Genomic DNA, 22,551 nt, shown 5'->3' with positions numbered 1-22,551 from the left:
AGCGGGCTTGACGGACTCTTTTTACGGCACCAGCATCGTTCTGAAAATTTGAAACTCTTCAAGTCTTTCATCTATCAGATCGAACGATGGCGACCCGCACCAACCTCGACATGGACGTGCTCCGGACCTTCGTCACGGGGTTCGAGCTCGGCAGCTTCGCGCGAGCGGCCGAGCGACTGGGTCGTTCGCAATCCGCCGTCAGCACGCAACTCCGGAAGCTGGAGGAGCAGGTCGGCCAGCCTCTGGTGCAGAAGGCGGGGCGCGGCCTTGCCCTGACGGCGGCTGGCGAGAGCATGCTGGGCTACGCGAAGAGGCTGCTGGATCTCAACGATGAGGCAGTCGACCGTCTGCGCGGCACGGAACTGGAAGGCTGGGCGCGGCTCGGCCTTGCACAGGATTTTGCCGAGAACTGGCTCCCGGCGGTGCTCAAGCGGTTCTCCCGGGCCTATCCGCGGGTGCGTATCGAGGTCCAGGTCGGCCTCGGCGCGCAGCTGGTCGAGAAGACGCTGAAGGGCGATCTCGACATCGCCCTGGTCTGGGGTGACGGCGGCGATGCGCCCCACGCGCAACGGGTCGCCGAATTGCCGATCCACTGGATCGGCCAGCCCGACTGGCCAGGCCTCGCGAGCCTCGGCAACGAGCCCTTGCCGTTCGCGGCCTTCGCGCCGCCATGCACGTTCCGATCCGCGGCGGTGACCGCCCTGAACGACGGCGGCCTGCCCTGGCGACTGGTCTTCACGAGCCCCAGCCTCTCGGGTCTCTGGGCCGCCGCCGAGGGCGGGCTCGGTATCACCGCGCGGACGGTGGTCAGCCTGCCGAAGACGCTGAGCGTGCTCGATCCGGTCGCGACTGGGCTTCCATCCCTTCCGAATGCTCCGTTGACCCTTCATCAAGCCGAAGCCGAACTGTCGCCGGCCGTCGCCCGGCTCACGGACATTCTTCTTGAGACGATCCGGGAGCATGTCGCGTGACATGATTGGCGGCGACCCTATTCTCGCCGCAGGGGCATAGTTCGATTATCCGGAAGTTTTAATCCCGATTTTTCAAATTTACCGAACTTCGGGCCATCTGTAGCAGCTTCTCTCGAGGTGCCGCATTCGCGGTAGCGAACCGTAGGAGAGGCGAACATGCCCTTCATCAACGTCAAGGTGGCAGGCCGGACGCTTGCGAAGAGCCAAGTCGAGCGGCCTCAGGCGGGCATCACCTCCCAGATGTCCCAAATCCTCCATAAGGTGGGTCCTCTGGCCGGCGTGCTGGTGGAGGAGGTGCCGCTTGCGGGATGGAGCGTCGGCCGCCACCCGGTCGCATGTGCCGCGCAGGTGGATGCGATCATCAGTGCGGAGACAAACACGGCCGAGGAGAAAGCGCGGTTCATCGCCGAGACGAGCCAGCTCCTGAAGGATGTTCTCGGGACTGCCCTTGCCGAAGTGTCCTATGTGGTGATCCACGAGGTCCCGAAGGACAGTTGGGGCTACGACGGTCGAACTCAGGCTGACCGGGCGCAACGTCGCTCCTCCACCGTATCCTGACGTGCTGGAGCTTCGCGACGCCCTCGAAGCGACCTTCTGGACGGCACTGCTATCCGCAGAAGCCTACTACGAAGGCCGCATCCCAGTCGGTTCAGAATGATAAGCTTTGACGGGATCATCCGATGTATCGACCGTAATCGAGGCCGCGTACTCCGGTTTCCTGGGACGGATACGCGGCGTGCTGTCTGATTCGCCTGACACACAAATAGTATTGCGTGCCCCGATCTATCAATTGCGTCGGTTGCCCGCGTGTGCTTCTCATTTTGTCAGTGCTTCATACACCGCATCCCAGCAGGGGCCGGGCGGTCGAAGGCGGAATTCTTCGATACGGTCGGCGTAGAGAGTGTAGAGCGTATCGAGGGCGAAGGCGCGCCCGGCGGTGCGGGCTGCCTCCATCGCCTGCTCAGCCGCGTTCCAATCCTGGGCGCGGTACCCGGCGAGCAGCGTCGTATGCGCTTCGACCAGCGCGCGAAACGGTTCCGTGCGGCGCAGGTCGGAGTCGCCGATGAGCGCGAAGACGCGTTCTGGCTCTTGCTTGCCCTTCACGCGAACGAGGTCGATTTCGAGGATCGCCAAGCTGTCGACGACCGCCAGCGCAGTGCGGGTCCCCAACAGGATGCGGGTGCCGTAGATCTTCGATTGCCCCTCGAGCCGGGAGGCAAGATTCACTGCGTCGCCGAGCACCGAATAGTCGAAGCGCAGATTCGACCCCATGTTTCCGACCACGCAGGGTCCGGTGTTGATGCCGATGCCGATGTCGATGGGCAGGACGGGATGGCGGCCGGATTTCGCCTCCAGAGCGCGCCGCTCGTTCAGCTCGGCCATGCGGCGTTCCATCTCGAGCGCCGCGAAGCAGGCATTGCGCTCCTGCTCGGCATCGTCGAGCGGGGCATTCCAGAATGCCATGATGGCATCGCCCATGTACTTGTCGATGGTGCCCCGCGTCTCGATGATCGCGTCCGTCAGGGGCGAGAGGAAGCGGTTCATCAGCTCCGTGAGCCCGGCTGGATCATCCCGGTAGAATTCGGCGATGGTCGTGAAGCTGCGCACGTCGCTGAACATCACGGTCATCATCCGCTGCTCGCCCCCCAGGCGCAGCCGATCGGGCGAGCGGGCCAGTTCGTCCACGAGGGCCGGTGAGAGATACTGGCTGAAGGCCGCCCGGATACGGTCGCGGGCGAACTGTTCCCGCGCGAAGTTGGTGAAGACCAGGACAGCGTAGACTAGGAAGCTTCCGCCGAGCGGGTACGTCGCATCGAACAGTACCCCGGTATAGGCGAAGCGGTACCATGACAGGGCAGCGAGGATCGCCGCAATCACCGCGCCGACGTTGAGGAGCGCGACCGGACCAAGGATTGGCGCAAGCCAGATCATCGCGGCGCTCACGAGGACCATGATGAGAAGTTCGACTGTGAGCGCGTAGTTCGGCACCGCGAGCAGGCCGCCCGACAGCGCGCTTTCCAGGAGCTGCGCGTGGATCTCGACGCCGGGTATCGCGCGGTCGATGGGGGTCGTCTTGCTATCGAGGAGCCCGATCGCGGAGGTGCCCACGAGGATGATGCGGTCCCGCACCCGCTCGGGGTCGACGGTCCCGTCGAGAACGTCTTTCGCCGGGACGAAGCGTGCGGGGTCGTGCGCCGCGAAGTGGAGCCAGACCTGCCCGTGCGCGTCCGTCGGCAGCGTGAAGCCGGGAACGCGGACGCTCTGAAGCCCGACAGCGTCGGTGCGTATCAGAATGGCGTTGCCACCCGCCAGCACGCGCAGGACCTCCAGGGTAAGCGTCGGGACGATCGTGTCGCGCACGCGCAGCACCACCGGGACACGGCGGACGATCCCGTCCCGCTCGGGCACGATCGTGAACAGCCCACGCCCAGCCGCAGCCTGCTCCAGGACCGAAAGGTTGCGCTGAAGGCCTGGGAACGCGGTCAGGAATGGCGCGGCATCCGGGCCGAGCACGGCGATGCTGGACGGGACAGCGGTGGCGGCCTCCGGCGTCGGCGTGCCCAGCGCCGTCTGTCCGAGGATGACCCGTGACCGGGCGATAGCCTCAGCCAAGCGCTCGTCGTTACCCGGCAGAGCTGCAAGGCGGGTTCGCAGAAGCGGGTCGAGATCGGGCAGGCTCGCCGCCACCGCGGCGGGCGAGGTCCGGTCCGGCTCGGAGAAGACAATGTCGAAGGCGATGGCTGCCGCACCCATCGCTGTCAGGCGGTCCACCAGGCGCGCGATCACCGTGCGCGGCCACGGCCACTGCCCGAGCGCCCGCAAGCTCGCCTCGTCGATGTCCACGATGGTAACCGGAGCCTCGGCCACGGAGCGCGGCTTCAGCGTCTGGAGCGCGTCGAATGTGCGCAGGCGCGCAGTCTCCACAGGGAAGGGATCCCAGATGCGCACGAGAACGAGGACCGCCAGCACCAGGACGCCCAGCGCGCGGCCGAAGCCGACGGCACGCGCCATCCCGACGAACCGTCGTCGCAGGACCGTTGCCGTTAGTCCACCGAGCCTCGGGGAGGTCGCCGCCATGTACAACTGTCCCTGCGCCAATTCCGCAGCTCGATGACACAACACCGTTTTCGCGGCTTGCGCGACCGCCGTGCAGCCTCAAGGCAGCTCACGCGCGCAGCCTGCGGAAGCACACACCCTCGATTGGCATAGCTGTTGTCGCGCTAGCAAGCGAGATAAATACAGTTCTCGATAATTGCCGGACGGGAATCGGCAATCATCACTAAGTCGGCGAAATCATGGTGTACCCATGATTCGATTTGTGAGCCTATTATAGCAGGCAACGGTTGCGCAGCATTGGCCGAAAATAGATCATCGAGCTGGTCTCCGCGCGTAAAAGAAGCAGCAGTAGAAATTTGGAGATCTGGGCGATTGATCGAAGATATTCGTTTCGTCAGCGGCCGGGTGCGTCGGCGCCGCGCGGTCGCGGAGTGCCCGCACCGTACTGCGGCAGGGCGCTTGACGCTGGGATGCCAAGCGTGCCCTCCTGTTCGGAACAATAATCTATTTGGGAGGACGGTCCGTCATGGCGTTGATCAGACGCTGCATGCTCACAGCTGCGATCAGCCTCGCTGCCATGGTCGGCACAGCGTCTGCCGAGCCGATCCGCGTCAAGGTCGGCGTCCTCAACGACATGTCGGGCGTCTACGCGGATACCGGCGGCAAAGGCTCCGTCGTCGCGGCGCGGATGGCGGTTGAGGATTTCGCCAAGTCAAACCCGGATGTGCAGGTCGAGATCGTCGCGGCCGACCACCAGAACAAGCCCGATGTCGGCGCGGCCGTTGCCCGTCAGTGGTACGATCGCGACGGCGTCGACGCCATCCTCGATGTTCCGACCTCTTCGGTCGCGCTGGCGGTAAGCCAAGTCACGCGCGAGAAGAACAAGATCTTCATCGACTCCGGCGCCGGGACGACGGAACTGACCGGCAAGCAATGTTCGCCAAACACGATCCAGTGGACTTACGACACCTACGCCCTGGCCCACGGTACGGCGGGCGCCATGCTGAAGCGTGGCGGCGACACGTGGTACTTCCTCACCGCCGACTACGCCTTCGGACTCTCGCTGCAGAACGAGGCCACAGCCGTCATCGACAAAGGTGGTGGCCGGGTCCTGGGGGCCGCCCGCGTGCCGTTCCCGGCTACCGATTTCTCCTCGTTTTTGCTGCAGGCGCAGGCCTCGGGGGCGAAGGTCGTCGGCTTGGCCAATGCAGGCGGCGACACGATCAACGCGGTCAAGCAGGCGCACGAGTTCGGTCTGACGGATGGGGGTCAGAAGCTCGCCGCTCTGCTGATCTACGCCGTCGACGTCCACGCGATCGGTCTGCAGACCGCACAGGGACTGGTGCTCACGGAATCATTCTACTGGGATCTCAACCCCGGGACCCGCGCCTTCTCCGAGCGCTTCTACAAGCGCAATGGCGACAGCATGCCGACCATGAACCAAGCGGGCGTGTATGCCGGGCTCCTGCACTACCTGAAGGCGGTGTCGGCCACGAAGTCGACCGACCCTCAGGCGACGATGGCCTGGATGAAGGCCAACCCGACGGATGACCCGCTGTTCGGCCAGGGCACGATCCGGCCGGATGGGCGCAAGATCCACCCGATGTACCTCTTCGAGGTCAAGGCGCCGTCCGAGTCGAAGGGTCCTTGGGACCTCTACAAGCTTCTCGACACCATACCGGCCGACCAAGCCTTCCGCCCCCTGGCCGAGGGTGGCTGCCCCTTCGTCGGCAAGCCTTGAGGACAGGGTTAACCGGGATGATGCGCACGCTTGACGGGCAGATCGCATGGGTGACGGGGGCCGGGTCCGGCATCGGGCAGGCCGCCGCCCTGGCGCTGGCAAAGGCCGGGATGCGTGTCGCGCTCACGGGCCGGGCGCGGGAGTCTTTGGAGCGCACCGCGGACCTCGTCGGTGCGGCGGGCGGCCAAGCCCTGGTCGTGCCCGCCGACATGGGCGTGGCCGCCGAGGTGGAGCGAGCCTGGAACGTGGTTCACGCGGCCTGGGGGGGCTGCGATCTGCTGGTGAACTCAGCGGGTCTGAACGTGCCTCAGCGGGGCTGGAGCGAGATCACGCCGGCAGGCATCGACGCCGTGGTCGGGGTTAACCTCAATGGGCCCTTCTACGCGTCGCGGGCGGTGCTGCCGACGATGCGCGCCCAGCGGAGCGGCCTGATCATCCATATTTCTTCGTGGGCCGGCCGCTACGTCTCCAAGCTGACGGGGCCCGCCTATTCCGCGGCCAAGCACGGGCTGGTGGCGCTCTCGGAGAGCCTGAACCAGGAGGAATGCGGGCACGGCATCCGCTCCTGCTGCATTTGCCCCGGTGAGGTCGCGACGCCTCTCCTTGACAAACGGCCGGTGCCCGTCACGGCGGATGACAAGAGCCGAATGCTGCAGGCGGACGATCTCGCGGACACGATTCTATTCGTCGCCCGCATGCCGACGACCGTGTGTGTCAACGAGATTCTGATCAGTCCCACCTGGAACCGCGGCTATCTTGAAGGCATCAAGCTCTGAGATCCAAGTAGAGCATCGCGTCTCCGTGCGAAGCTCATATCCCGCTCCCAGTCCACCACGCGTCACGCCTCCGTGGCACCCTCCCTGTAGCTGACGATGCAGGCGATCTTGCCGTCCTCGTCCATCTCGATCGTCACGGCCAGAGCGTCGCCGTCCGTATCCTCGAGAACCAGGCAGATGGTGTTGAGGCCCTCGAACAGGCCGACGATCCTGAACATTGGCAAGGCGCCAGGAAACGCCGCCAGTTCCGCTTCGAACGCCGCCTTGGTCGTCAGCCGGAAGACCGAGGCCGACCCTGGCATCTTGGGGCGCCCGGCCTCCAGCCGCACGGTGTCGGCTAGCTGCGCGACCACGTAGGCCCGGTCCGAGCGGTTCCACGCCTGGACGAGCGCTTCGCCCCGGGCCGATCCATGCTGAATATGCGCTTGACCGTGCGACATGGTCTTAACCGCACAAGCTCGATGCATCTGAAATAGGAGCGCTTGTCGCCCGATCGAGGTGCGTACGCAGTATTGCGGCAGTTGGAGTGGGGGCCACTCCTGCGGCGCGAAGCGTGTCGATCCTCAAGTTCGCGCCTGAGGGTGCGGTGAGGGTGTTTCGACCTCAAACTCGGACGGGGCCGGACTAAAGCGCCTCATCCATCGCCAGCCCGCATGTCTGCAGGTAAGCAGGGGCCCTGGAACCTGCCGTCAGCGATCGAGCGACGGACCGCCCGACGTTCCACCGCTCCCGGGCGGCCCACTAGTGGGGGTGCCGCCGATGCTGACGCCCGGCGTCGTGCCGGGCACGGGCGCGTTGCTGGGGTTTGCCATGTTGCCGGGCGCCGTCGAGCTGGAGCTCAGGTTCCGGGCTCCGCGAGTGACGCCCCCGACCGTAGCCGGTGGCGCTACACCTGTGTTGCCTGCGCCTCCGGTGACCACCTGAGCTTCGGCGGGGTTAGCCAAGGCGATGGTCAACGCGCCGGCCATCGTCATCGTGATGCGGAACATGCGTTTATCCGTGCTTCCGTGGCTCGGAAACGGATGAGACGCTGCTCGGTTCGACCGGCGCCGAGACCGGACGTGTCCTGCGCAGCCGCGCGCCGGGCGATCTGCCGGACCCTATCGGAGCAGCGACTCGCTCCAGTTCAATCTATCCGGGTCATCCGCCAGATCAGGTATTGCTGAAGTTGGATGGCCTTCCCATCGCAGGCCAGTTCAGTCCTGCGATCCGGATCGATTTGTACGAGATCCGGTCGCCCGGCCTTCGAGCGTCCTATGCGAGCCTTTACCGGTGAAGAATAGCCTCGACGCTTTAACCAAGCGGGCATCTTGATTTCATATCGCATGGTATTGCCCTCCCACGGCGCCTGCAGTTTGGCGCCCGAAAGAGTTTTAGAACTGTCAGAAAGTGGAACCGTGCGGCTCCGCACGCCGGTACGGAGAATTCGTTGCCGGTTGCGCCAGCGGGTACTAAGATTGGATGGTTTGGTGCGCGAGAACACCAAAATTGCATCGCATTCACTGAGGGTCGCGTTGTCGTCATCCGGTCCCTGCGCCGGTCCGGGCGCGACGGGCTTCGGCTGCTGCTGACCGACGCGACCATGTCCGTCGGTCAGAGGCTGTACGTCGAACGGCAGCGTCACGCCCGTCGGAACGCCGGAGACGGCCTGACCCAGGAGGGTGGCGCCTCGCGCGCGAGTGGCGGCGCATCGATCACTGTCGGTGGCGTCTAGGGACCGGTCGGTGCGGCAGACGGGGCCGCCCGGCGGATGCCGTGGTTGCCGGGCGTGTCGCAACCTCTCCGGAGGATGTCCGCCGGCAATCGGAGGACAGGCCGACCGCTGCGGCCGCTGCGAACCAAAGCGGCGTGCCCAAGCCTTGCACCGTAAGCGGTTCCGGACCGTACGGCTGCGGCGTGACTCTCGGGGTCCAGGCACGCCCGCGGTGCCGTAGAATGATTGTGTAAATCGTGCCGATCAGCGTCGCCGTTTGAGAACAGATACCCAGGTCGACGCGTGCTCGACGACGGGGCTGTGTGCAAGTCGCTTGACGCGCCGTCGCACGGATCCGTGAAAATCGCTTGGCCTCCGCTGTCAGAATGGCGACCGTGTTCCTGCCACGTCGCTCCAGACTTTTCAGACCGGATGGCTGGAGCGTCATGCACGCACGGCGACACCAATTGCACTTATGGCTCATATCCAACATACAGCACGTCGCCCACAGGTTGAGCGCGTCCATGGCTGCAGCTTGAGGTGTAGCAAAGTCGCATCATGAAGAAGCTGCGGGATGCGAGGAGGCGCGCCTTGTCGGACGGTGTCATGAAGCCACTCGTCAGACCTCCAACAGCGCAGCACGGTGCGATCCGAGGCGCTGCCCGCGCGCTTGGCTGGCCGGAAGCTTTGCTCGACAACACGGCCGTCTACCCGTCTGACCTTCCCGAACAAGTCAGATGGCTACGGATGTGGGCGACCCGATTTGGCCTCGCCAAGGCCTGGAAGACGCCGCCGTATTTGAACGGGACCGTTTCGGGCTACCTCCATTCGGCGCAGCCATGATCTTCGTCACGAATGCGCAGGGTCAGGCGACCTTCGTCGGCCGCGAATGGACGGAGTTCACCGGCCAAGCCCTCGAGGAGGCTGTGAACTTCGGCTGGACCACTGTTGTGCACCCGGAGGATCGCGAGGTCGCCCGCAAGACCGTTGCCGATGCCATCCAGGCACAATGCGCCTTCAGCCTGCGCTACCGGATAATGACCCCCGATGGTCAGGCCGTCTGGGTGGCGGCCGGGGCAGTCCCATCCTTCGGGCCCCCGGATCAGACCTTTCTCGGCTTTCTCGGCTCGATCACTCCGATCGCAGAGGATCGGACAACGGATCTGCGCGCTCAAGGCTCGATCGGGAGCTTCGCACCGCCGCGGCCCCAATCCACGACGAAGCAAGCCTCCGCGCTCGAGGCGATCGCCGACCACCTGCTCACGGCTCACACGCTCATCGCGCACACGGATGCGGATCGCCTCCGACCCCTGATGGAAGATATTCTGCACGCTGTCGGCGTCGAACTCGCTCGGGCCGAGGGAAAGGGCCGCATCCTCGATAATTTCCACTGAAGAGGCCAGAGCGGAAGCCAATCGTGCATTCATCCCGGCAATGCGACGGCGTTCCGGCATCCCTGGCATGCGCTGGAAGCGCTGGCATGCCAGTCTTCACCGCCCTACACTTCAGCTTCCTCCCAAGGACTCCTTCAGCCCGCCCGGTTCGCCGCGGCGGGCTTTTTCGCGCCCGCTTTGCCCGTCGAGATCGCCGCCTGTTTCGAGTTCACCGGCCGCTCGCTCGGGACGAGCGCCATGACGATCCAGTATTGCCTTCAGGAAACGTGCCGATCCGCGCCGAGACCCGGCCCATGGCGTCAGTCGTCGGGCCAGTCTGAACTACGCTCAGCCGGGCCGGGTGGGGCTTTCGGCCTCTCCCGAGGCGCCCGTTCGAGCATCGGTCTGATACTCGGTACCGCGGCCGGACGCGGATCATAACCCATCGCAAACAGGGCCGCCTCGTCGGGGCGCACCGGTGGGAGGGGCGGATTCGGTATCGATCTGGTCTCACCGTTCGATGTTGGCGGCGCCACCAGCGCGCTGGTTGTCGGCGGAGCTTGAGCGTCGACGAGCGCGTTTCGTCCCTGCTGGGACGTGGGAGATCCCTTCGCGGGCCACCCGCTCGGCTGGCAGACATCGCCGCACTGTCCGACGACAGCCTCGACGATCTTGTCGCCGATCGCCGCTCTGACGATGCAGCCGGCCGGATGGTAGACGAGTTCGAACTGAAATTGAGACTTATCGTCCGATTCGGTCTCGAACTTGCCGTCGAGCTTCACCTTCGTGTGGGGCTGATCCGTGGTGCCGACGACATACAGGCGCCCTACGGCAATCGCCGCCGCAGTGATATCCGATGCCGCGCGCGACGGTGTGGCGACGAGGAGCGCGAGACAGGCACCCGCTGCGGACAGTGACAAACGGTGGACCAAGCGGACACCTCAGAAGATGCGCCGACCGTCGAATCAGAGCGGTCGAGTTGAGCTTATCGCATCGATGGACCGGACTATCCCGTGTCCAGCTTACGCTTGAGCTTCGAGAAACCTTGTTCCGAGCCGATTGGTTGCAGCCCGCGGATCCTACTTCAAGCGAGCGGGTGAGGCGGACACGATGGGATGCCGCGCCTCGCCATCGTCCACGCCGGCAAAGGCGGCGTCGCATTCCTCTCCACGTTTATGCAGGCCGGAACAGGTCGCCAACGTCGACAGCGTGCAAATAACCGTGCGGGACTTGGGATCTCGGCATTCGACCGGATGGCGGCCGGGACCATCGGCCGATGCGTCCGAACGCAAGCCGCAGGAGGCCGCCTTTGGGGAACTACCGAGTCAATACAGCCAATCGGGGACGTGCGTGCGTCCTCTGGGGCAGATTCCCCACTCCTCGTGCATAGCTTCTTCGCCGCCAGTCACCTTTCGGGATCTCAAAATTGGTTCCGCAGTGCGGCGTGACGTACCGCACCGCACGCGCCGGTCCCATTCGGCATCTTCATTGCAGTTGGTTTTGCTGGGCTCCGCTGAGAGCCTGTCGCTCGATGAAAGGAGTGCACGACATGGTCCTGAAAGGCTTCTCCTACGCGATGATCGGTGCCTTCCTGAGTGGTATCGCCATGACGATCGCCGGTTCAGCCGGTGTGCTGATGGGGCTCTGAGGACCGAGGCTGGAACGCGGCTTCTTGGACGGCCGCGATCCACGAGCCGGTGAGCGGCGGGGTGCGAGCCCCGCCGTTTTCCTGTCCGGAGGTGGTCTGCGTCACGGCGTGCGCGGTCGTTCTCACCATGGATGCGACGCTGCACTACATGCCCCTGACCCAATTCAGGAGGATCGCGTGAGACTGTTCATCGTCCCGGCCGTCGTGAGCCTGCTCGCACTCCCTGTCCCGGCGCTGGCCGCACCGGCGCCTGAGCGCATCCGAGGCACGGTGGATGCGGTCGATGCAACCGCGATGACTGTCCGCACCATCGACGGCGACACGGCGAAAATCGCTCTGACCACGGACACGAAAGTCGTATCCCTGGTGAAATCCAGCCTCGATGCCATTACGGACGGCTCGTTCGTCGGTACCGCCACGAAAGGCGACAACCCGCCGACGGCTCTGGAAATTCACATCTTCCCAGAGGCCATGCGAGGGACCGGGGAGGGGCACCGCGACTGGGACACGATCCCCGACACCCTTACCGGTGGCGAACGGGTGAAGAGCGCGATGACGAACGGCACCGTGAAAGCCGCCCCGGGTTCAGTGCCGAGGGTGAAAAGTGCGATGACCAACGGCACAGTCTCGAGGAGCAGCGCAGCCGATGGCGCGCAGATGCTCACGCTGACCTACGGTAACGGCGAGTCGAAGACGGTGGCGGTAATGCCCCAAACTCCGATCGTGGCCTATGAGCCGGCCGATCGTTCGGTCATTCGCGCCGGTTCCAAGATCTTTGTCATCGCCGCGCGTGACGGCGACAAGCTCACGGCGCTACGGGCCTCTGTGGGCAAGGACGGTGTCACGCCGCCAATGTAGCGGGCGGCGGCCGTCGATGAAGGTGTCAGAGGGCCGAGATCCAGCCGCCCACCTAGTCGGGGCCATCTGGCTGCGATGGGGGCTGACGCGACGTTGACCGTCAGCCGCTTGCTCGACCGCGCTTCCTTGGAACGGCGAGCGAGGTCGTACGAGGGCGAGGGGGCCTGGATTCGGCCCTCAGGTCCGTCATCCGTCGTTCCGGATGAAAACGGGCGCCTCTGCCGCCCCCAGAAAGGCGCGGTGGTGCGACCAGGCGGTTCTCAGGCTGGGGCCGGCATGGACCCGGCAGGGTCTCCGCTCGCACCAAATTCGGCGGCGAACTTGCTGAAGAACTCGTCGGCGAGCTTGCGCGACGTCGCCTGCATGAGGCGGCCGCCGAGGGTGGCGATCTTGCCGCCGACCTCGGCCTTGGCGGTGTAGGCCAGGACCGTCTCGCCACCCTCGGCCGCGAGGGTCACCGCGGCGCGGCCCTTGGCGAAGCCGGCCATGCCGCCGTTGCCCTGCCCGATAAGGCTATAGCCTTCCGGGGGACGCACGTCCTCCAGGCGAACCGTGCCCATGAAGGCCGCCGAGACAGGCCCGATCTTCAGCGCGACCTTGGCCTTCATCTCCTCCGGCGAGACCTGCACCAGCTCCCTGCAGCCGGGAATGCAGCGGGCAAGCACGTCCGGATCGTTCAACGCCGCCCAGACGGCCTCCCGGGCGGCGGGGATCCGGTACTCGCCGGCGATGTCCATGTTCGTCTCCTCTCGGGAAGCCGCGCCGCCGGAAGGCCGGGGCGGGCGTTCAGACCGCGCAGTAGCGTGCCTGGATCTCGGGATCGCCCCGCAGAGCGGCCGCGGGGGCGTGATAGACGACGGCGCCGCCGTCAACGATGTAGACGCGGTCGGAGACTTCGAGACCGAGTTCCACGTTCTGCTCCACGAGCAGGATCGTGGTGCCCGCCCGTTTCATCGCGACGAACTGCGCGAACATCTCCTCGACGAGGATCGGCATGATCCCCTCGGAGGGCTCGTCGAGGAGCACCATCACGGGCTCGGCCATGAGCGCGCGGGCAATGGCGAGCATCTGCTGCTCGCCGCCCGACATGGTGATCGCCTCCTGCTTCAGCCGCTGCTTCAGCCGTGGGAAGGTCTCGGCGATCACCTCGATCCGCCGCGCCTCGTCGCGGCGCGTCGCCCGCTTTCCTCTGGCGGCCAGGATGCCGAGGCGCAGGTTCTCCTCCACGGTCAGCCCCGGCACGATGCGCCGCTCCTCCGGCACGTAGGCGAGGCCCCGGTGGAAGCGCTCGTGGGGTGGCCGGTGGAGGATGTCGGCCCCCGCAAAGGTCACGCGTCCGTCCCGCTTGGCCACCAGGCCCATGATCGCCTTCAGCGTCGTCGTCTTGCCGGCGCCGTTGCGGCCGACCAGCGTAACGATCTCGCCGGGGCGCACCTCCAGCGAGAGGTCCTGGAGGATGTGGGAATGGCCGTACCACGCCCGCAGGTTCTCGACCGCCAGGAGCGGCTGCGTGGCGTCGTACTGCGGGGCGGCGCTCATGCGGTCGTGCCCGTCGTTCTGCCCGTCGAGTTGCCCAGGTAGACGCGGCGCACCTCGGGATGGGCGCGGATATCGTCGGGGCTGCCCTCGGCCAGGAGCTGGCCCTGGTGCAGGACCACGAGGCGGCGGCACAGGCCCATGACGAGCTTCATCTTGTGCTCGACGAGGATCAGCGTCCGCGTCTCGGCGAGGCGCTGCACGAGATCCATCATCTCGCGCGTCTCCTCGGGGCTCATCCCGGCGGTCGGCTCGTCGAGGAGGAGGAGGCTCGGCTCGGCGGCGAGGGCCACGGCGATCTCCAGGGCGCGCTGCTCGCCGTGGGCGAGTTCACGGGCGAGGCGGTCCATCCGGGCGCCGAGCCCGACCTCGCCCAGCAGCTCTTCAGCGCGCTGTGTGAGCTCGGGATAGGCTCCGCGGTTCCGGAAGAAGGCGAAGCGGACCCGTCGCGCTTGGGCGGCCACCCGCACGTTCTCGCGCACCGTCAGGTGCGGGAACACGTTGGTGATCTGGAACGACTTGGCGATGCCCATCCGGGCGAAGGCGTGCGGGGCCGCGCCGGTGATGTCGCGCCCGCGGAACAGCACGCGGCCCTCGCTCGGCGGGAAGGCGCCCGAGATCAGGTTGAAGAAGGTCGATTTGCCCGCCCCGTTCGGCCCGATGATGGCGGTGATGCCGCCCTCAGGGAACGCGACCGTCACGTCGGACAGGGCGCGGAAATGCCCGAACCGCTTGCCGAGCCCCTCCGTGGCGAGAATCGGGGGTGCCACATGGGGCGCCATGGCGGTTGCGGTGATGACTGGGGCGGCGCTCACCATCCGGCCCTTCTGAGGCGTGCCAGCACCTCGCCCCAGATGCCGAGCGGCAGGAAGAGTACGAAACCGATGAAGATGGCGCCTACAAAGAGCTGCCAGTGGCTCGTTATGGTGGCGAGCCCGTCCTGCAGGAGCGCGAAGGTTGCGGCTCCGACGAAGGGCCCGAAGAAGGTGCCCATGCCGCCGAGAAGCGCCATCATCACGGCCTGGCCGGAGGTCGAATAGTGCATCGTCTCGATCGGTACGATCGAGAGGTGGATCGCCTGAATCCCGCCTGCCAGCCCGCATAGGGCTCCGGAGATCACGAACGCCGCGAGCTTCATGCGGCGCACGTCGTAGCCGCAGGCCTGCGCCCGGCCCTCGTTCTCGCGGATCGCCTCAAGGGCGGCCCCAAACGGCGAGGACAGGAGGCGCGAGAACAGCCAGACCGCAACCCCGACCACCGCCAGAACGGCGTAGTACTTCACGACCGGGTCGTGGAGGTCGAGGCGCAGGCCCGGCAGGATGAGCGCCGGCACGTTGATGCCGCGCAGGCCGTTCTCGCCGCCGGTGAACGCCTCCGCTTGGTAGAAGGCGTAGTAGACACACATGGACAGCGCCAGCGTCGTCATGGCGAAGTAGATGCCGCGGGTACGGATCGCCAGCACGCCCATGACGGCAGCGATCCCGGTGGCGAGCAGCGTGCCGGCGACGAGGGCCATGGCCGGGTGCAGCCCGTAATGGACGATGGCGATGCCGCAGCCGTAAGCGCCGCCGCCCAGGAAGGCAGCGTGGCCGAAGGACAGGAGCCCGGTATAGCCGAACAGCAGGTTGAACCCGAGGGCGTAGAGCCCGAGCACCAGGATGTTCACGGCGAGCGCCTGGTAGGGCGCGATCCAGGGAAACAAGACAAGGAAGACGAGCGTCAGGGCGACGCGGTGCCGGCTACACCATGCCAGCCGGCGGCCGGTCCGGCCGGAGCCCGGCCGGGCCGCCGGCAAGGTCGCCGGCAAGGCGCTTTCCTCCGTGACGGCGGGAGCAGGGACGCGGGCGCTCATCCGAGGGCTCCAGCCCGTCCAAGGAGGCCTCGGGGGCGCACCAGCAGCACCAGGGCCATGAGGGCGAAGATCGCCATCTTGGTCATGTCGGGGGCGATGAGCGACGTCAACGCCACGACGATGCCGACGAGCAGCCCGGCGAGCACGGCGCCCCCCAGAGAGCCCATGCCGCCGACCACCGTGACAACGAAGGCCTCGGCCAGCACCGGGATCCCCATCTCGGGCGTGACGCCCTGGAGGGGCGCCGCGAGGATGCCGGCGAGCCCGGCGAGCGCGCAGCCGAGGGCGAAGACCGCAAGCCAGACCTTCGCGATCTCGATGCCGAGCACCTGCACGATCTGCGGGTCGCGGGCGCCGGCCCGGATCACGAGGCCGAACGGCGTGCGCTCGATGAACAGCCAGAGCGCGCTCACCACGGCCAGCGCGAAGCCGATCAGGAACAGGCGGTAGAGAGGGAAGTAGCCGATGCCGATATCGACCGCGCCGCGCAGCTCGGGCGGCGCCCCGAAAGGCAGCCCGGTCAGCCCGAAGGCGATGCGCACACCCTCGATCATGACGTAGGACAGGCCGAAGGTGAGGAGCAGAGGGTCGTCGATGCCACGTCCGTATAGGGGGCGCACGAGCACCCGCTCCACGGCGAGCCCGAGGATCCCCATCGCCAGCGGCGCCGCGACGAGGCTCAGCCAGAAGTTGCCGGTGTAGCCGTAAAGGAAGACCCCGACATAGGCGCCAGCCATGAAGAAGGCGCCGTGGGCGAAGTTGACCACGTTCATCAGCCCGAAGATCAGCGACAGGCCGATGCCCACGAGGACGTAGATCGCCCCCAGCGCGATGCCGGTCACGACCTGAAGGGCGAGGAGATCGAGGGGGAAGCCTCCGATCGTGATGTCGCTCAAGGCCGCGCCCTCCCGCAGGTTCGCAGGACGCGCCTCACGCCTTGTGGCCGAGTTCGTCGCATCCGCGCAGGAAGCGCTCGTCGGGTCCCTCGGTGCCGAGGATCGTGAAGACGTCGTCCGGGGTCTTCATGTCCTTCGACTTCGACTCGACGATCAGGACCGACTGCACCGACTGATGGTCGCATTTCCGGAAGCTCTGCGGCCCCTTGTAGAAATCGGCCTTCAGGTTTTCCATGGCGGCCACGACCTTGTCGGTCTCGACCGACCCGGCGGCCTTGACCCCCTCCAGCACCGAGCGGACGCCGGCATAGCCCAGCGCGCCGTAATCGGACGGCACGGCACCGTTATAGGCAGCGCGGAACCGATCATTGAACGCCTTGGCGGAGGGCACGCTGTCCTCCAGGCGCCAGTAGTAGGAGGTGCCGCCGATCACGCCGTCGAAGGCGTCGCCGCCGGCCTTGCGGGCGGTAAAGAGAAGGACGGGCGCCACCAGCTTGGTATTGCGCTTCAGGCCGAACTCGGTGGCCTGCTGGATTGAGACGACCTGGTCCCGGCCGAAATTGCACAGGCACAGCACGTCGGGCTTGAGGGCGGCGATCCGCGGCAGGAAGGCCGAGTAGTCGGAGGCGCCGATCGGGTGGCGGATGTCGGCCACAACCTCGATGCCTGAGGCCTCGCCGGCGCGCTTGAAGCCGCGCATCATCTCGTGGCCGTAGGCGTAGTCGGCGCTGAGGAAGGCGACCCGTTTGCCCGACTTCGGGAAGACGTAGCGGCCGACCGCGCCCGCGGTCATGTGCGGGTTCAGGGCCTCGTGGAAGGTGGTGCGGCCGAAATCCTTGGCCTCGTTGATCGCGTCGGACTGGCTGATCGAGTTGTAGATCACGCCGCGCTCGCGGGCGACGTTGTTGGTCGACAGGGTCACGGCCGCCGAGAGGCCGCCGACCAGGAAGTTGACCTTGTCCTTCTCGATGAGTTCGAGAGTCCGGGTCGCTGCCTCGCCGGGGTTGAGCTTGTCGTCGCGCACGAGGAGTTCGGCGTTCCGGCCCTGGAAGCCACCGGCCTCGTTGAACTCCTTGATGGCGAGCTGGGCGGCGCGCACCTGGTCGTTCGCCTCGGCGCCGAAGGCGCCAGTGAGCGGGACTGGGAAGCCGATGCGGATTGGGCCTCCCTGCGCGATCGCGGAGCGCAGGAGCGCCGGTGCGGCGAGCGCCAGCGCGGATGCGGCAGCGCTGCCCTGAAGCAGCCGGCGCCTGTCGAAGCCCGTTCCCATTCCTGCGTTCCTCCGTCGGCGTTTCCTCATCGGGACCGGTCTCTTCGTTGGACCGTGCCCCCTCCCTCGTCGATGCCTGTGCTCGCCTCCATCCCACCCTCGACCTCATCCTGAGGTGCCGGAGCGCAGCGGAGGCCTCGAAGGAGTCCTCCAGACAGCGCCGCGATCCCTGAAGCCCTCCGTCGAGGCCCGCTCCGCGGTCACCTCAGGATCAGGGGGATGGATTGGACGGGAGCTTGTCCCGTGCGCGATGTCAGATCAAACCCAGCGCCTCCAGTACCACCTCGGGTGTCACCGGCTGGCGCGCGACACGGGCGTTCAGCGGCGCGAGCGCGTCGTTGATGGCGTTGACGATCGCCGCCGGCGCGCCGGCGGTGCCGGCCTCGCCCGCGCCCTTGGCGCCGATCTCGGACGACGCGGTGGCCGAGACCACGTGGGCGACTTCGATGTCAGGCATCTCGCCGGCCATCGGCACGAGGTAGTCGGCCATCGACCCGTTCAGCAGCTGGCCCTCGCCGTCGTAGAGGCAGTGCTCGAACAGGGCCCCGCCGATCCCCTGGACGATGCCGCCGCGGATCTGCTCGTCGACGAGGAGCGGGTTGAGCACGGTACCGCAATCCTCCACGCACCAGTGCTTGAGCAGCCGCACGAAGCCCGTCTCGGTGTCGACCTCGACGTAGGAGGCCTGCACGCCGTTGGTGAACGCGAAGGGATAGTCCTTCGGCACGTAGTGCCGGGTCGCCATGAATTCGGGCTGCACCCCCGGCGGCAGCGTGTCGGGGCGGAAATAGACGATGCGGCCGAGTTCCGCGAGGGACATGCGCTCGGTCCCGGTGGCGGCATCCACCACGGCGCCGTCGCGGACGTCGAGGCTCCCGGGATCGGCCTGCAGGATCGCCCCCGCCACTGCCAGGACGTTGCCGCGCAGGGCCTTGCCGGCCTGCCACGCGGCCTCGCCGCCGATGCCGGCCCCGCGCGAGGCCCAGGTGCCGCCGCCGTAGGGGGTCGTCTGCGTGTCGCCCGAGATCACCCGGACCTTGTCCATCGGCACGCCCGTGGCGGTGGCCACGATCTGCGCGATGATGCCCTCGGTGCCCTGGCCCTGCTCGGTGACGCTGACCGACGCGACGACGCCGCCCTGCGGATCGAGCCGGATCGTGCAGCCGTCCTGGGAGGAGATGCGCGCGCCGCCGACCCCGTAGAAGGCCGCCGACGGGTTGGTGATCTCGATGAAGGCCGCGAGCCCGATGCCCCGGTGGATCCCCTTATCGCGCAGACGGGCCTGCTCGGCCCTGATGCCGTCGTAATCCATCATCGCCTTGAGCTTGGCGAGCGCCGCTTGGTGGGACAGCTTCTCCAGCTTGATCCCCGAGACGCCCGCGCACGGGTAGGCGTCGTCGGGGATGACGTTCCGCTCGCGCACGGCCAGGGGGTCGAGGCCGAGCCGGGCGGCGCCCATGTCCACGAGCCCCTCGGCGACCATCGTAGCGATCGGGTGGCCCACCGCCCGGTACTGGCAGGTCGGCGCCTTGTTCTGGAGCACGACGCGGGCCCGGGCCCGGTAGTGCTGATGTCGGTAGGGGCCGCCGGTCAGGTTGACGACCTGGTTGGCCTCGACCGCGCTGGTGCGCGGGTAGACCGAGTAGGGCCCGATGCCCGTGAGGTCGTCCATGTCGAGGGCGAGGATGTCGCCCGCGGCCGAGAAGGCCATCCGCGCCGTGACCCGGTGGTCGCGGGCGTGGATGTCGCTCTGGAAGCTCTCCAGCCGGTCGGCGACGAACTTGACTGGGCGCTTCAGCATCAGCGCCAGCGCGCAGGTCGCCATCTCGTCGGGGTAGATGTGGACTTTGATCCCGAAGGAGCCGCCGACATCCTTGCAGATCACCCGCACGGCGCCTTCCGCCAGCGAGAGGTGCTTGCACAGGATGTCCTGCATCATGTGCGGCGCCTGGAAGGAGTGGTGGACGGTGAGCATCCCGTCCGCCGCCGCCCAGTCGGCCAGGATCGCCCGCGGCTCCAGGCACACGCCCGTGTGCCGGCCGAACTGGAACGTCTCCTCGACCACCAGGGCCGCGTCGCGGAAGGCCGCGTCGACGTCGCCGACGTCGAGGACGCGCTCGAAGGCGAGGTTGTCGCCGAGCTCGGCGTGGATCGGCGGCGTCGCGGGATCGAGCGCCGTCTCCATGTCGACCACGGCGGGGAGCGGGTCGAACTCGACCAGGATCGCCGCCAGCGCGTCCTCGGCCTCGGCCCGGCTGCGGGCGACGACCGCGCAGAACGGCTCGCCGACCCAGGTCACCCGGTCGAGGGCCAGGGCGTGCTGGGGCGCCGAGCGCAGGCCCTTGAAGTGGCCGAGCACGCCGACCCACGGCGTGCACACGGCCGCCAGTTCGGGCCCCGTCACCACGGCGATCACGCCGGGCATCGTTTTGGCGTCCGCGGTGTCCAGGGCGACGATGCGGGCGTGGGCGTGGGGGCTGCGCAGGAAGGCGACGTGGCCGAGGCGGGCGACGGCCACGTCGTCCACGTAGACGCCCCGGCCCTCGAGGAGCCGCCGCGCGTTCGGCCGCGGGACCGAGCGGCCGATATAGCTGTTCGGCCGGTCGAGGAAGGTGAGGCCGGCGGGATCCGCGCTCATTCGGCAGCTTCCCGGCCGGCATTCCTGCGACCTTGCTGGCGCGCCTCGGCGGTCGCCGCGATTGCGTCGACGATGGCGTGGTAGCCGGTGCAGCGGCAGTAATTGCCCGCGATCGCCGCGCGGATTTCTTCCCGCGACGCCGCCGCGTCCGCGTCGTCCAGGAACTCGGCGGCCGTCACCAGCATGCCGGGGGTACAGTAGCCGCATTGCAGGGCGTTGCGGGCGTGGAAGGCGTCCTGCAGGTCGCGGATGCGGCCGCTCTCGGTCAGCCCCTCCACGGTCTCGACGGTGGCGCCGTCGGCCTGGACGCCGAGCATCAGGCAGGCGCGGACAGCCCGGCCGTCGACCAGGATCGTGCAGGCGCCGCACACGCCATGCTCGCAGCCGAGATGCACGCCGGTGAGGCCGAAGGACTGGCGCAGGAGGTCTCCGAGATGCATCCGGGCCGGGACGTGCGCTCGCACGGCCTCGCCGTTCAGTGTGAAGGCGACCGCGTGCGCGCGGTCTGGACTCTCAGGCGCCATCGGGACCGCCCTCCTGCGCGCTGCCGCCGCGCATCCTCGCCGCCACGCGGCCGAGGATCACGCGGGCGAGGTGGAGCCGCGTCGCGGCCTTGGTCGTCGGGTCGTCCGGCGGGTCGAGCTCACCGGCGAGTGCCGCCTGAGCGCCCGCGAGATCGCCGGCCTCCAGGGCCGCCGCGGCGGCGCGGGCGAGCACCGGCCGGTCGGCCACGCCGAAGAAGGCGAGGCGCAGGTCCGACACGCCGCCCGCGGACCGCCGCCCGGTCGCCGCGAGGCCCACGAGGGCGTAGTCGCCGTGGCGGCGCGACAATTCCTCGAAGCCCCAGACCGCGTCGGTCCCCGGAACCGGGAACTCGATCGCCGTGACGATCTCGCCGGGCTTCAGGGCCGTCGTGTAGAGGCCCTGGAAGAAATCGTCCGCCGGGACGCGCCGCTCGGCCCCGTGGCCGCGCACCACGATCGAAGCGCCGGCGGCGAGGCAGCAGGCGGGCCATTCAGTGGCGGGATCGGCCAGCGCCACCGAGCCGCCGATTGTGCCGCGGTTGCGGATCGCCGGATGGGCGATGTGCGGGAGGGCGGCGGCGAGCAGCGGCAGGCGGTCGCGCACGAGCGCCGCGGTCCCGACGTCGCGGTGGCGCGTCATGGCACCGATCCGCACGGTGCCGCCGGCCTCCGAGATGCCGGTGAGTTCGGGGATCGCGTTGAGGTCGACCAGCAGGCCGGGCGCCGAGAGCCGCATGTTGAGGGCCGTGACGAGGCTCTGGCCGCCCGCCAGCGGAAGGGCGTCCTCCCCGTGCTCGGCGAGCAGGGCGAGGGCCGCGTCGAGCGAGGCCGGACGCGCGTAGGCGAAGTCGGGCGCCTTCAAGCCCTGGTCCTCCTCCCGATGGGCTTGCCCATGACCGCCCCGATGGGACAGGCTGGTGGCCCTTATTGATCGTTCGCTCAATAGAAGGCGAAACCGAGATGGCGTCAAGCAGGCCGGCGGACAGCGACGGTCGCGTGCCGACCGGCCGGCGGCTGAATCCGGAGGCCCGCGAGCGCCAGATCGTCGAGGGCGCGGTCGCCTACTTCGCCGAGGTCGGCCTCGACGGGCACACCCGGGAGCTCGCCCGCCGGCTGGGCATCACGCAGCCGCTGCTCTTCCGCTACTTCCCGACCAAGGCGGCGCTGATCGAGCGCATCTACGAGGAGGTCTATCTCAGGCGTTGGGATCCCGGCTGGGAGGCGACGGTGCGCGACCCCGCGCTCCCCGTCCTCGAGCGCTTCCGGCGCTTCGAGATCGACTACCAGCGCCGGATCGACGACTACGCGTGGCTCCGGATCTTCGTGTCGGCCGGTCTCAAGGGGTTCGATTTGCCGAGCCGCTACCTCGGCATGGTCCGCGCGCGCATCTTCGCGCCGCTGCTCGCCGGGATGCGCGCCGAGTCGAACCTGCCGGACCCGGAGGTGCAGCCGCTTGCCGCCGACGAATTCGAGCTCCTGTTCGGTATCCACGGTGCCCTGGTCTATGTCGGCCTGCGCTCGCGGGTCTACGGCATGGACGGAACGGCGGACCGCGACGCGGTCCGAGCCGCGATGCTTGACGCCGCCCTGCCGGGGCTGCTCGCGACACACCGCCGGGTTGTGACCGCCGCGCGATCTGACGACTCGATCTAGGTCCGTCCCGGGATCCCCGGATCACAGGATGCCCGGTCCGACCCGCGGCGTTACCGAAACGGGCC

At 67.5% G+C, this 22,551-nt stretch carries 20 protein-coding genes; 7 read left to right on the top strand and 13 right to left on the bottom strand.

Annotated features, from left to right (window positions below):
- Positions 1-86: 86 nt before the first annotated feature.
- Positions 87-971, top strand: a complete 885-nt coding sequence (locus ACLBX9_RS14685) for a LysR substrate-binding domain-containing protein (protein ID WP_447719451.1) — start codon at positions 87-89, stop codon at positions 969-971.
- 156 nt (positions 972-1,127) lie between these two features.
- Complete coding sequence (locus ACLBX9_RS14680) at positions 1,128-1,529, top strand: tautomerase family protein (RefSeq protein WP_447719450.1); 402 nt, start codon at positions 1,128-1,130, stop codon at positions 1,527-1,529.
- Positions 1,530-1,787: 258 nt separating this feature from the next.
- Here ACLBX9_RS14680 and ACLBX9_RS14675 read toward each other — a convergent pair whose 3' ends face one another.
- Complete coding sequence (locus tag ACLBX9_RS14675) at positions 1,788-3,983, bottom strand: CHASE2 domain-containing protein (RefSeq protein WP_447719449.1); 2,196 nt, start codon at positions 3,981-3,983, stop codon at positions 1,788-1,790.
- Between the two features lie 571 nt (positions 3,984-4,554).
- Here ACLBX9_RS14675 and ACLBX9_RS14670 point away from each other — a divergent pair.
- Complete coding sequence (locus ACLBX9_RS14670; RefSeq protein ID WP_447719448.1) at positions 4,555-5,769, top strand: ABC transporter substrate-binding protein; 1,215 nt, start codon at positions 4,555-4,557, stop codon at positions 5,767-5,769.
- 17 nt (positions 5,770-5,786) lie between these two features.
- Positions 5,787-6,545, top strand: a complete 759-nt coding sequence (locus ACLBX9_RS14665) for an SDR family oxidoreductase (protein WP_447719447.1) — start codon at positions 5,787-5,789, stop codon at positions 6,543-6,545.
- Positions 6,546-6,607: 62 nt separating this feature from the next.
- Here the strand turns inward: ACLBX9_RS14665 and ACLBX9_RS14660 are convergent, their stop codons facing one another.
- Positions 6,608-6,985, bottom strand: a complete 378-nt coding sequence (locus ACLBX9_RS14660) for a hypothetical protein (protein ID WP_447719446.1) — start codon at positions 6,983-6,985, stop codon at positions 6,608-6,610.
- A 686-nt stretch (positions 6,986-7,671) separates the two neighbouring features.
- The gene (locus tag ACLBX9_RS14655) at positions 7,672-8,169 is read right to left on the bottom strand and encodes a hypothetical protein (RefSeq protein WP_447719445.1); all 498 of its coding nucleotides are present in this window, start codon (positions 8,167-8,169) and stop codon (positions 7,672-7,674) included.
- A gap of 908 nt (positions 8,170-9,077) precedes the next feature.
- On the opposite strand from ACLBX9_RS14655, the gene ACLBX9_RS14650 reads away from it, so the two are divergent.
- On the top strand, positions 9,078-9,632 hold the full coding sequence (locus ACLBX9_RS14650; protein WP_010682973.1) for a PAS domain-containing protein: 555 nt from the start codon (positions 9,078-9,080) through the stop codon (positions 9,630-9,632).
- Between the two features lie 299 nt (positions 9,633-9,931).
- Here the strand turns inward: ACLBX9_RS14650 and ACLBX9_RS14645 are convergent, their stop codons facing one another.
- Positions 9,932-10,543: a hypothetical protein gene (locus ACLBX9_RS14645; protein ID WP_447719444.1), complete on the bottom strand. Its 612-nt coding sequence runs from the start codon at positions 10,541-10,543 to the stop codon at positions 9,932-9,934.
- Between the two features lie 893 nt (positions 10,544-11,436).
- Between ACLBX9_RS14645 and ACLBX9_RS14640 the strand changes: the two genes are divergently transcribed.
- Complete coding sequence (locus tag ACLBX9_RS14640) at positions 11,437-12,117, top strand: metal ABC transporter permease (protein WP_447719443.1); 681 nt, start codon at positions 11,437-11,439, stop codon at positions 12,115-12,117.
- Positions 12,118-12,377: 260 nt separating this feature from the next.
- Here the strand turns inward: ACLBX9_RS14640 and ACLBX9_RS14635 are convergent, their stop codons facing one another.
- The 9 genes from ACLBX9_RS14635 to ACLBX9_RS14595 all read right to left on the bottom strand — a co-directional run bounded on the left by ACLBX9_RS14635 (position 12,378) and on the right by ACLBX9_RS14595 (position 21,695).
- A complete protein-coding gene (locus ACLBX9_RS14635; protein ID WP_447719442.1) occupies positions 12,378-12,854 on the bottom strand; it encodes an SRPBCC family protein in 477 nt (158 codons plus the stop codon).
- A gap of 49 nt (positions 12,855-12,903) precedes the next feature.
- Positions 12,904-13,656, bottom strand: a complete 753-nt coding sequence (locus tag ACLBX9_RS14630; RefSeq protein WP_010682978.1) for an ABC transporter ATP-binding protein — start codon at positions 13,654-13,656, stop codon at positions 12,904-12,906.
- The gene (locus ACLBX9_RS14625; protein WP_447719441.1) at positions 13,653-14,471 is read right to left on the bottom strand and encodes an ABC transporter ATP-binding protein; all 819 of its coding nucleotides are present in this window, start codon (positions 14,469-14,471) and stop codon (positions 13,653-13,655) included. Before ACLBX9_RS14625 ends, ACLBX9_RS14630 begins: the two co-directional genes overlap by 4 nt.
- On the bottom strand, positions 14,465-15,505 hold the full coding sequence (locus tag ACLBX9_RS14620; protein ID WP_447719440.1) for a branched-chain amino acid ABC transporter permease: 1,041 nt from the start codon (positions 15,503-15,505) through the stop codon (positions 14,465-14,467). Before ACLBX9_RS14620 ends, ACLBX9_RS14625 begins: the two co-directional genes overlap by 7 nt.
- Positions 15,502-16,401, bottom strand: a complete 900-nt coding sequence (locus tag ACLBX9_RS14615; protein ID WP_447719439.1) for a branched-chain amino acid ABC transporter permease — start codon at positions 16,399-16,401, stop codon at positions 15,502-15,504. Before ACLBX9_RS14615 ends, ACLBX9_RS14620 begins: the two co-directional genes overlap by 4 nt.
- Positions 16,402-16,435: 34 nt before the next feature.
- Positions 16,436-17,671: an ABC transporter substrate-binding protein gene (locus ACLBX9_RS14610; protein WP_447719438.1), complete on the bottom strand. Its 1,236-nt coding sequence runs from the start codon at positions 17,669-17,671 to the stop codon at positions 16,436-16,438.
- A 253-nt stretch (positions 17,672-17,924) separates the two neighbouring features.
- Positions 17,925-20,309: a xanthine dehydrogenase family protein molybdopterin-binding subunit gene (locus ACLBX9_RS14605; protein WP_447719437.1), complete on the bottom strand. Its 2,385-nt coding sequence runs from the start codon at positions 20,307-20,309 to the stop codon at positions 17,925-17,927.
- Positions 20,306-20,833, bottom strand: coding sequence for a (2Fe-2S)-binding protein (locus tag ACLBX9_RS14600; RefSeq protein ID WP_447719436.1), 528 nt, complete (start codon positions 20,831-20,833; stop codon positions 20,306-20,308). Before ACLBX9_RS14600 ends, ACLBX9_RS14605 begins: the two co-directional genes overlap by 4 nt.
- Positions 20,823-21,695 (bottom strand): FAD binding domain-containing protein, encoded by an 873-nt coding sequence (locus ACLBX9_RS14595; protein WP_447719435.1) that lies wholly within the window; start codon positions 21,693-21,695, stop codon positions 20,823-20,825. The genes ACLBX9_RS14600 and ACLBX9_RS14595 overlap by 11 nt, the downstream gene beginning before the upstream one ends.
- Positions 21,696-21,793: 98 nt before the next feature.
- On the opposite strand from ACLBX9_RS14595, the gene ACLBX9_RS14590 reads away from it, so the two are divergent.
- A complete protein-coding gene (locus ACLBX9_RS14590; protein WP_447719434.1) occupies positions 21,794-22,486 on the top strand; it encodes a TetR/AcrR family transcriptional regulator in 693 nt (230 codons plus the stop codon).
- The last annotated feature ends 65 nt before the right edge of the window (positions 22,487-22,551 follow it).

It is taken from the genome of Methylobacterium sp. A49B (genome assembly GCF_053346215.1).
The sequence above is the reverse complement of the archived record's forward strand: the minus strand, read 5'-3'. Positions and strand labels throughout refer to the sequence as shown.